This is a genomic window from Streptomyces aureus (assembly GCF_000725495.1).
GTDB lineage: Bacteria > Actinomycetota > Actinomycetes > Streptomycetales > Streptomycetaceae > Streptomyces > Streptomyces aureus_B.
In genome coordinates this window covers 173,938-183,569 of record NZ_JNZD01000018.1, presented here as the reverse complement: position 1 = coordinate 183,569, position 9,632 = coordinate 173,938, and the positions used below count along the sequence as shown (strand labels likewise).

The 9,632-nt window shown below is 70.2% G+C and carries 8 protein-coding genes; 1 reads left to right on the top strand and 7 read right to left on the bottom strand.

The features are described 5' to 3' along the window. Positions 1–211 precede the first annotated feature (211 nt). Positions 212–973, bottom strand: a complete 762-nt coding sequence (locus tag IO36_RS22810) for a CDP-alcohol phosphatidyltransferase family protein (RefSeq protein ID WP_037622446.1) — start codon at positions 971–973, stop codon at positions 212–214. A gap of 161 nt (positions 974–1,134) precedes the next feature. On the opposite strand from IO36_RS22810, the gene IO36_RS22805 reads away from it, so the two are divergent. Further along, on the top strand, positions 1,135–1,686 hold the full coding sequence (locus tag IO36_RS22805; RefSeq protein ID WP_037622510.1) for a GNAT family N-acetyltransferase: 552 nt from the start codon (positions 1,135–1,137) through the stop codon (positions 1,684–1,686). Positions 1,687–1,754: 68 nt separating this feature from the next. Here IO36_RS22805 and IO36_RS22800 read toward each other — a convergent pair whose 3' ends face one another. From IO36_RS22800 to IO36_RS22775, 6 genes are all read right to left on the bottom strand, one after another. Further along, complete coding sequence (locus IO36_RS22800; protein WP_037622445.1) at positions 1,755–3,581, bottom strand: type IV secretory system conjugative DNA transfer family protein; 1,827 nt, start codon at positions 3,579–3,581, stop codon at positions 1,755–1,757. A 1-nt stretch (position 3,582) separates the two neighbouring features. Beyond that, positions 3,583–5,007, bottom strand: a complete 1,425-nt coding sequence (locus tag IO36_RS22795; RefSeq protein WP_037622443.1) for an ATP-binding protein — start codon at positions 5,005–5,007, stop codon at positions 3,583–3,585. Positions 5,008–5,021: 14 nt separating this feature from the next. Then, entirely contained in the window at positions 5,022–6,581 is a 1,560-nt protein-coding gene (locus IO36_RS22790; RefSeq protein ID WP_037622440.1) for an SCO6880 family protein, read from the bottom strand. Continuing rightward, on the bottom strand, positions 6,578–7,915 hold the full coding sequence (locus IO36_RS22785; protein ID WP_037622438.1) for a hypothetical protein: 1,338 nt from the start codon (positions 7,913–7,915) through the stop codon (positions 6,578–6,580). The genes IO36_RS22790 and IO36_RS22785 overlap by 4 nt, the downstream gene beginning before the upstream one ends. Then, complete coding sequence (locus tag IO36_RS22780) at positions 7,905–8,759, bottom strand: hypothetical protein (protein WP_037622436.1); 855 nt, start codon at positions 8,757–8,759, stop codon at positions 7,905–7,907. Before IO36_RS22780 ends, IO36_RS22785 begins: the two co-directional genes overlap by 11 nt. Before the next feature lie 215 nt (positions 8,760–8,974). Continuing rightward, on the bottom strand, positions 8,975–9,283 hold the full coding sequence (locus tag IO36_RS22775; protein WP_037622434.1) for a hypothetical protein: 309 nt from the start codon (positions 9,281–9,283) through the stop codon (positions 8,975–8,977). Positions 9,284–9,632: the final 349 nt, after the last annotated feature.

Below are 9,632 nucleotides of genomic sequence, written 5' to 3'. Positions count from 1 at the left end.
TGCAGGGGGGACCCTGTGGGAGAGTAGGACGCCGCCGAACAAATTGTGAAGAAAACCCCCGGACCGGGGATACCGGTCCGGGGGTTTTCTGCGTTCAGGGTCTGTATTCAGGCCCTGTATCCAGGACCTGTACTCAGGATCTGGATGGACACGCTCATGAGAAAGGGGGCGGTCTCCACGAGGAGACCGCCCCCTTTCTCATGTACGGCGGCTACTTCAGGCGGGACGAAGCGACGATCGAGACGACGTGCGCCGGCACGAGCAGCCAGACGATCGCCGTCACGGCGACGGTGGCGATCCGGGTGGCCGTCAGGTCGCCCATCGCGAGGTCGACGACCGCGGTGACGAGCAGCAGGATCGTGCACTCGATGCCGTTGACCAGGCGGTGCAGGCCCACGGCCGAGGCCAGTCGGCGGACCTGCGCGAGACCGGTGGAGCGCGGGACGACCGAGGCGTCCGTCGCCTTCTCCATGCCGCTGTCGGAGCGGGCCACGTGCACCAGGTCAGAGGACGACTTCAGGAGCAGGACGCCGATCGCCGCTGCCAGGCCGGCCACCAGATAGAGGTTCAGGCCGAGCTGGGCGGCGCGGATGCCCATGCCCACCATCACGGCGGCGTCGGCGAGGTAGGCGCCGAGACGGTCCAGGTAGACGCCGAGCGGGCTGAACTGGCGCCGCCAGCGGGCCACTTCGCCGTCCACGCAGTCGAGCAGCAGATACAGCTGCATGAAGAGGACGGAGAGAACGGCGCCGCCGAGGCCCGGCAGGATCAGGGCGACTCCCGAGAGCATCCCGGCGAAGACCATGATCACGGTGATCTGGTTCGGCGAGATGCGGGTGTCGACGAGATGCCGGGTCACGCGCAGGGAGAGGGACCTCATGTAGAGGCGGCCGGCCCAGTGCTCCGCGCGGCTGTCCAGCTTTCCCGTGGGATGGATGACGCTGCGGAGTTCCTCTAGTTGGACTTTGGCCATGCGATGTTCTCCCTGGCGAGCTTGCGCGTAGTCGGATCGGTCGGCGAGGTGTCGCCGTACAGGGAAGAGCATGACGGTGGTCGGCCACGCGGTGGTCGGCAGGGTGGATATACGGGTGAGTGCGGCCGTACGCGCGTACTACGGTGACGGGCATGACCTCCATGACCCACGAAATCCGGTCCATACGCTCCGACGAGTGGCGCCAGGTGAAGGAGCTCAGACTCGTCGCGCTGCAGGACCCCGTCGCGCACCTTGCGTTCCTGGAGACCTACGAGGACGCGGTGTCCAAGGCGGACGGCTTCTGGCAGGACCGTGCGGAGGGGGCGGCCCTCGGGGCCACCGCCCGGCAGCAGTTCGTGGCCGTGGGCGAGGACGGGGTGTGGGCCGGGTCCGTGACCGTACTGGTCGAGGAGGGCGGGGTGCCCGACGTGTTCGGGGTGGTGCCCGAGCGGAGTCAGGGGCACGTCGTCGGGGTCTTCGTACGGCCCGAGTACCGGGGGAGCGCGGCCGGTGTGACCCGGGGGCTCTTCGAGGCCGCGCTCGCGTGGTCCTGGGAGGCCGGACTCGAGCGGGTGCGACTGTTCGTGCACGAGAAGAACAGCCGGGCCGAGGCGTTCTACCGGAAGGCGGGTTTCCGGCCCACCGGGGAGACCACGCCGATGCCCGGGGACACCGGCGAGCTTGAGCTGGAGTTCGAGATCACCCGGGGCTGACGACGGGTGGTGGGCGGCGGGGCGGTCCCCCGAGGGTTCCGTCCCTCAGGAGCAGTCCCCGCCCCGGCTCAGACCGGGAGCTCGTACTGTGGCCACCGCGAGCGGAGTTGTTCGCGGGAGCGGAGGAGCGCCAGGGTCGGCAGACCGCGGGCCGGGCCCGTGGTCAGCAGGTCGGGAAGCTGGGGGAGCGGGGCCACGGCCGCGATGTCGTCCAGGACGAGCGTGAGTGGTGGGTCGAGCCGACCGGAGGATGACCGTTCGGCCATGCGCCGGCCACGCTCGACCACGCTTGAGGCGAGGGCCGTCAGGAGCGGCATGGCGCCGGGAGCTGCCTTGGGGTCCTCGATGGGTTCACCGATCATATAAAGAGTGCCCCCTTCGTTGACGAAGGAATCCAAGGCGAGGCTGTCACTTCGGTTCGGAGTGCAGGATTCTCGGATGTTGACGGTGACGAGGGCCGACAGCGCACGTGCCGTCAGTTCCTGCGCGATGTCCCGGCGTTCGGGATGGGAGACGAGAGCCGCCTCCAGTTCGCCCGCGGAGCCGGCCGCGGCCCTGGGGTTGGTGCGCAGCGCCCGTACGGCGTCCTGCACCTGTGAGCCCTGGGCCCAGCGGTGGACGTGCCGGAACGCCTTGCCCTCCACCGCGGCGGCGTGCAGATAGCTGCGCATCAGGGTTTCGGCGACGTCGGCCATCGCCTGGTCCGCCTTGGCGGAGGGGCGCACCGGGGCGAGGAGCGCCGCCGCTCGGGCCGTCGCCGTCTCCTTGTCCTCGCAGCCGGCCGAGGGGGACCAGTGCAGCCGGGCCGGGGTGTCGCAGAGGTGGGCGGGGTCGTAGAGGAGGACGGGGCCCAGTTTGGCGCGGGCGTCCTTGGTCTCCGACCAGGTGCGGGGGTCGGAGGTGATCACGAGGGCCGGTCCCTCGGCGTCCCGCACGGCCTGGGCGGCGGTGGGCTGCCGGGAGGCGGCGGGGGCGAGGACGACCGCGTGCGGGGATGCCCACGGGGGCCGCTGGAGGGGCGGAGCGGCCGGACCGGCCACCGCGGTGGCCGCGGTGGCCACGGTGGGGTGGTGCCCCGCGGGCTCGCCGGTGACCGTTCGCCCGTCGGCGTCCAAGTACGCGGGCTCCGGGCCCGGGTGTTCCCGTACCCCGGCCGGGGAGGCCGTCTGACCGTGCGTCTGCCAGGCCGGGACGGGAGTCCCTTGAGCCGATGCCGATGCCGATGCCGATGCCGATGCCGGTGCGGTGGTGGCGGCCGGGTGTTCGTGGTTCCTGTGGGCGGGCTGGTCGCCGAATCCGTCGCCGGGTCCCTCGCCGAGCCGTTCGCGCGGCAGGTCGCCCGCTCGGTCGCCCGCGGGCGCTCCGGGGGCTGTCTCCAGGGGCTGTGCGGGCCCCGGTCGTCGTGCCGACCGTGCCGACGGCACCAAGGGGTCGGGCGCGTCCGGGGCAGCCACGGAGGACCCGAAGCCCGCGGAGGGCCCCGACACCCCCGATGCCTTGGCCGCGACGGCCTCCGCCCGGCGTCGCGCCCGTCCCGCCCGCCACCGTGCCACCGTGCCCATGACGAACACGGCGAGCACCAGCAGGACCATCAACTGGCCGATGAACAGGCCCCAGAAGAGGCCGTAGCCGGACAGCTGGGAGGGCGGGGTGTCGGGCCAGGCGCCGACGATGTCGTGCGGTTCGCCGATCAGATGGCGCATGGCCAGGGGCGTACGGGTGAAGGTGATCGCGTCCGGCCAGGCGCCGCGGGAGAACCAGCCCGCGAGGCCCGTCGCCGTCCACACCATCAGGGTCATGCCGAGGAGGAAGCCGAGCACCCCGATCAGCAGGCCGTCGGGGATGCCTCCCGGCCCCTCGTGCCGGGAGGTGCGCCGGTCGTCGTCCTGTCTCATCTCAGGCCACCGTGGACTCGGTGGAGCCGTCGAGGTCGTTCAGATGCTGTTCCATGAAGGCCGCCGCCCGTTCCTCGGCCTCCAGTTCGGCGGCGCGCAGGGCGTCGTCGGAGCGGAGGTCCGCGGACGACTCCGTCATCGCGCGGTCGGTGAAGACGAGCGGGCGTTCCGTCTCGGTGATGAGGTGCTTGACCACCTGGACGTTGCCGTTGACGTCCCAGACCGCGATGCCCGGGGTCAGGGTGGGGATGATCTCGACCGCCCAGCGGGGCAGGCCGAGGACCCGTCCCGTGGACCGGGCCTCGTCCGCCTTCTGGGCGTAGATGGTCCGGGTCGAGGCCATCTTCAGGATCGCGGCGGCCTCCTTGGCCGCCGCTCCGTCGACGACGTCCGACAGGTGGTGGACCACCGCCACGAAGGACAGGCCGAGTCGGCGCCCGAACTTCAGCAGCCGCTGGAACAGCTGGGCCACGAAGGGGCTGTTGATGATGTGCCAGGCCTCTTCCACCAGGAAGATGCGCTTCTTGCGGTCGGGCCGGATCCAGGTGTGCTCCAGCCACACACCGACGATCGCCATGAGGATGGGCATGGCGATGGAGTTCCGGTCGATGTGCGACAGGTCGAAGACGATGAGCGGGGCGTCCAGGTCGATGCCGACCGTCGTCGGGCCGTCGAACATGCCCCTGAGGTCACCGTCGACGAGCCGGTCCAGGACCAGCGCCACGTCCAGGCCCCAGGCCCGTACGTCGTCTATGGCGACGTTCATCGCCTCGGCGGACTCCGGTTCGGGGTGGCGCAGCTGCTCGACGATGTCGGTGAGCACCGGCTGGCGCTCGACGATCGTCTCGTTGACGTAGGCGTGGGCCACCTTCAGCGCGAAGCCGGACCGCTCGTCGAGGCCGTGGCCCATCGCGACCTCGATGATGGTGCGCAGCAGGGCGAGCTGGCCCGTCGTCGTGATCGAGGGGTCGAGCGGGTTGAGCCGGATGCCCATGTCCAGGGCGGCCGTCGGGTCGAGCCGGATGGGAGTTATCCCCAGCTCCTGCGCGATGAGGTTCCATTCGCCGACGCCGTCCTCGCCCTGGGCGTCGAGGACAACGACCTGGCGGTCGCGGAAGCGCAGCTGGCGCAGGACGTACGTCTTCTCCAGGGCCGACTTGCCGTTGCCGGACTCGCCGAGGACCAGCCAGTGCGGGGCGGGGAGCTGCTGCCCGTACAGCTGGAAGGGGTCGTAGATGTAGCCCTTGCCGGAGTACACCTCGCGGCCGATGATGACGCCCGAGTCGCCGAGACCCGGTGCGGCGGTGGGCAGGTAGACCGCCTGCGCCTGGCCCGTGGAGGTGCGCACGGGAAGGCGGGTCGTCTCGACCTTGCCGAAGAGGAACGACGTGAAGGCGTCCGTCGCGGCGGACAACGGATCCCGCATCAGTGCATCAGCCCCTACCTGCGGATTCCGGTGGCGAACGGCAGTGTGTTGACGAAGGCGCGGTGGTGCTCGCGGTCGCACCACTCGAGTTTCAGGTACGACTTGCCGGCCGAGGCGCGGATGGTGCGCTTGTCGCGCGCGAGGGCCTCGGGATTGCGGGACGAGACGGTGATGTAGCCGACGAGGTTGACGCCCGCGGCGCCGCTCGCCAGGTCCTCGCCGCGCTGGTCGAGGCGGTTGTGCGAGGCGATGTCGCGGGGGTCGACGGTGCGGTTCATCTTGGCGGCGCGGCTGGCCTCGGCCTCGTCGTTGGTCTTCTCGGTCAGCATGCGTTCGATGGCGATCTCGGTGGGTTCGAGGTCCATCGTCACGGCGACCGTGCGGATGACGTCGGGGGTGTGGACGAGGAGCGGGGCGAGGAAGTTGACGCCCACGGGGGTCATCGGCCATTCCTTCACCCAGGCCGTGGCGTGGCACCAGGGGGCGCGGGTGGAGGACTCGCGGGTCTTCGCCTGGAGGTACGTGGGCTCCATGGCGTCGAGCTCGGCCGGCCAGGCGTTGCGCTTGGTCATCGCCTGGATGTGGTCGATGGGGTGGTCGGGGTCGTACATCGAGTGCACGAGGGAGGCGAGCCGGCCCTGGCCGAGCGGCTGACGTACGCGGATGTCCGCTTCCTGGAGCCGGGAGCAGATGTCGGTCAGCTCGCGGGCCATGACGACGGCGAGTCCGGCGTCCCGGTCGACCTTGCGGCCGCCCTGGGGCCGGGCCGCGCGGGCCATGGCCTGGCCCTCGGCGGCCAGTTCGCGGGAGTAGTGCATGCAGGCGACGAGGTAGGCGCGGTGCTGCTCGCTGCTCGTGGACACCATGGACTGGAGCTGGTCGTACGACTGCTGGAGCCAGCCCGGGGCCCGGTCGTCGCCGCGCTGGGAGACGTCCTTGGCGTGGGCGTCCGGGTCGGCGGGCAGGGTGCGGGCGAGCATCTGGAGGCGGGTGACGAAGCCGTCGCCGTTGGCCACGTGCTTGAGCAGCGTGCCGAAGCGGTCGACGAGGGCCTCCTGGTCCTCGCTGTCGCGCAGGCCGACGCCGGGGCCCTCGATCTCGATGGCGGCGGTGACGGTCCGGCGGTCGGCGTGCAGCAGCACGGCGATCTCGTCGGGTCCGAAGGGGGCGGCGAGCCAGGAGATGCGGCCGATACCGGGCGGCGGGCCGATCTCGACCTCTCTGCCGTCGAGGCGGGTGCCGGCCTCCATGACCTGGTTGCGGTAGGCCGTTCCCTGGCGCAGGGTCCGCTTGTAGCTGCGGTTGATCTCGAACCACTTGTAGAACGTGCGCCGCTTGTACGGGATGTACACGGCGGCGATCGCCAGCAGCGGGAAGCCCATGAGCAGCACGATCCGCAGGGACAGCACCGGGACGAGCAGGCCGCACATCATGCCGAGGAACGCGCCCGCGATGATGAGCGCGATCTCGCCGGACTCGCGGTTGCGGCCGACGATCGCGTTCGGCCGGGCGCGGCCGATCAGATATGTACGGCGGGGCGTGACCGGATGGGACAGGTGGGACTCGGTCGTCAACGCCCTTCACCTCCCGTGCGGTTGCTGTTGCGGGTGTTGCTTGCGTGCGGGGTGTTGACCGCGCTGCTGCGCGGGGGTGGTGCGGCGGAGGGGACAGATCCGCCGCCACCGTTCGGGGTGCGGCTGCTGTGCGCGGCCACGCCGCCGGACGCGGGGTTGGCGGGGCGGGGCTGGCTGTTGCCGCCCGAACCGCCACCGTTGTTGTCGGCGCGCGAGCTGTGGGTCTTGATGCCCTGGGCGACGAGGGTGGCCGGGGAGCTGATCACGGCGGCGGCCTTGCTCTCGGCGCCCTGCATGATGCGGTTGTTGCGGGAGCCGGCGATCTCGTCGCCGAAGCCGGGGACGAAGCGGTAGATCATCGCGCTGGCGAAGATGGCGAGCAGGATGATGGCGAGGCCGGAGACGACCGCGGAGAACGCGTCGGGGCCGTTGTCGGAGGACGACAGGGCGCCGGCGAGGCCGAGCACGATCACGATGACCGGTTTGACGAGGATGACCGCGATCATGATGCCCGCCCAGCGGCGGACGTGGCCCCACAGGTTCTTGTCGACCAGGCCGGCGTAGACGACGGTGCCGAGGAGGGCACCGACGTAGAGCAGCGCGGCCCGGATGACCAGCTCCAGCCAGAGGATGCCGGCGGCCAGGATCGAGACCATCGAGACGACGATCAGCATGATGGGGCCGCCGCCGATGTTGCTGCCCTTGTTCAGCGCGCCGGAGAACGTGCCGGAGAACGTGCCGAAGAACGTGTCCGTCTGGTTGCCGGTGGTCTTGGCGAGGACCTCCGTCACACCGTCCGTCGCCGAGACGACGGTGTAGAGGATCAGCGGGGTGAACGCCGAGGCCAGGACGGTCAGCCAGAGGAAGCCGATCGCCTCGGAGAGGGCGGTGCCGAGGGGGACGCCTCGCACGGCCCGCTTGGCGACGGCCAGCAGCCAGAGCAGCAGGGTCAGGATCGTGGAGGCCGCGAAGACGACGGCGTACTGCTGGAGGAACTTCTGGTTCGTGAAGTCGACGTTGGCGGTGTCGTTCACGGCGGCGGAGAGTTTGTCGATGGTCCAAGAGGCGGCGTCGGCGCAGCCCTTGGCCAGCGAGGAGAGGGGGTCCGTGGCGGACCCGACACCGGGGTCGGTGGTCAGACCGGACTTGCCGGATCCCTTGGTGCCGCTGTCGCAGTACTTTCTGGCGGGGCCACGGACGAGTTCGCAAGGGTTGCGGCTGGGAGTCGGGCTGGGGGCGGCGACCGCCCGGGTGGCCAGCAGGACGGCGGTCGACTGCATCGCTGCCACCGTGGCGGCGAGCGAGAGGACACGGCGCGGCTTGTTAGCGGGCATACGTGAACCCTCCGTACTCCTCGACGGCCTTGGTCATGTCGTCCGCGGTAGAGGCCTTCTGGTCCCGCCCCACCGGGACGGGCCCGTCCTTCTGCGTGAAGTCGGTGACCTTCCAGTCCCCGTTGATCCACTTCAGCTGGTAGGTCGTCGTGTACCAGCTCTCCGACACGGGGTTCGTGGACCCGTCTCCGGAGAGGCCGAAGAGCGAGGTGTACCAGAGCTCGACCGTGGCGCTGTCGGCGCTGAAGGCCTTGGACTTGGTGCCGACCGGGATGATGCGCGAGATGAACGTCTGGCCGGCCGGTGCGGCGCCGTTCTTGTCCAGGCCGATGTTCGTCAGGAACTTCTCGCTCGTGTAGGCCGAGTCCAGGTCGGGTTGTCTGGCGGCCGCCACGTCAGGCGTGTACACGTCATCGACGATCGCGTGCCGCTGGTCGGCGTCGAACATGCCGGTGGAGCCGAGCGCGACCCCGTAGTTCGCCGCGGCGCTCTGGGCCCCCTCCTGTGTGTGGGGGAAGCCCGATGGGATGCCCGTCGTCTTCGTGGTCACCGGGTGGTTGCCGGAGGCCGCCGTGGGGGACGTCTTCGTCTTGTCGCCCGCGCCGTCTCCGGAGGAGGCCGCGTCGTCGCCGCGGTTCGCGAAGGCGATCGCGGCGATGAGCAGGACGACCACGCCGACGACCGTGACCAGGCTCCGCGAGGAGGACCCGCGGCCGCGCCGCGCGCCGCCGTAGACGTCGCCCGGACGGTCGGGCAGGCGGGTACGGGTCTGGCCGGAGCCGCCGTACCCCCCGTCGTCGCCGCGCGGGCCGTCGCCGTACCCGGGTTCGTCACCGAGACTCATGCCGCGTACGCCCCCTCAACCTCTCGCTGAACCATGTAGTACGACGGTAGCCGTGCTGGTTCCCGCGCGGGCGCGGTGTGGTGACTGGACATCAGGGAGTTGCAACCTCAGCCGGTGGGCACGACGGACGGATGGATCGGTGGAGCGAGAATCCGGGCGCGCCCGGCCGGGGTGCTGACGGCGCGCCGGGTGCGGCGCGGCGCGGCCCGGCCGGGCTACACGGCCATGCCGTACACGATGGTGAAGAGCGTGCCGAGGGAACCGATGATGAAGACTCCCGTGAGCCCGGCGATGATGAGGCCCTTGCCCTGCTCGGCGCTGAAGGTGTCGCGGAGGGCCGTGGCGCCGATGCGCTGTTTGGCCGCACCCCAGATCGCGATGCCGAGGCAGAGCAGGATGGCGACCGCCATCACCACCTCGACCATCACCTTGGCTTCGTTGCCCAGGCTGCCGAAGGGGCCCCAGTCCGGGGCGATTCCACCGATGATTGTGTTGATGTCGCCCTTGTCGGCTGCGAAAAGCATGTAAGTCACCGCCCCTAGTGGGTAGTTCTGCACCCCCTGCCACTGTGCGCAGAGGTCGGGCCCATTCTCGCCGACAATGACGCCTTCGTATGTCGACTTGACGTCATTGGTTGGCGGGATTCGTGCGAATTCCTTGTCACCGGCGTACGCGGGACCCGTGCGGGAGGCGTACTTCGGTATACGAAGAGTCGTATCGTCACTCTGTGTATCACGGCCGGTCACGTCGGGCAATGAAGCGGAAGCGAAACCTGGCGCGTGGTTCCGTCGTTGTCCCCTTCTACGCCTCGGGCGCCGGGCGGAAATCGAACGGACGCGGGTTCGTGGAGCGGATTCTGACGGTGCGTCGCGC

Excerpts from the sequence above, each read along its gene's own strand:
- IO36_RS22810 (WP_037622446.1), bottom strand. The coding sequence starts at position 973 with ATGGCCAAAGTCCAACTAGAGGAACTCCGCAGCGTCATCCATCCCACG.
- IO36_RS22805 (WP_037622510.1), top strand. The coding sequence starts at position 1,135 with ATGACCCACGAAATCCGGTCCATACGCTCCGACGAGTGGCGCCAGGTG.
- IO36_RS22800 (WP_037622445.1), bottom strand. The coding sequence starts at position 3,581 with ATGAGACAGGACGACGACCGGCGCACCTCCCGGCACGAGGGGCCGGGA.
- IO36_RS22795 (WP_037622443.1), bottom strand. The coding sequence starts at position 5,007 with ATGCGGGATCCGTTGTCCGCCGCGACGGACGCCTTCACGTCGTTCCTC.
- IO36_RS22785 (WP_037622438.1), bottom strand. The coding sequence starts at position 7,915 with ATGCCCGCTAACAAGCCGCGCCGTGTCCTCTCGCTCGCCGCCACGGTG.
- IO36_RS22780 (WP_037622436.1), bottom strand. The coding sequence starts at position 8,759 with ATGAGTCTCGGTGACGAACCCGGGTACGGCGACGGCCCGCGCGGCGAC.
- IO36_RS22775 (WP_037622434.1), bottom strand. The coding sequence starts at position 9,283 with ATGCTTTTCGCAGCCGACAAGGGCGACATCAACACAATCATCGGTGGA.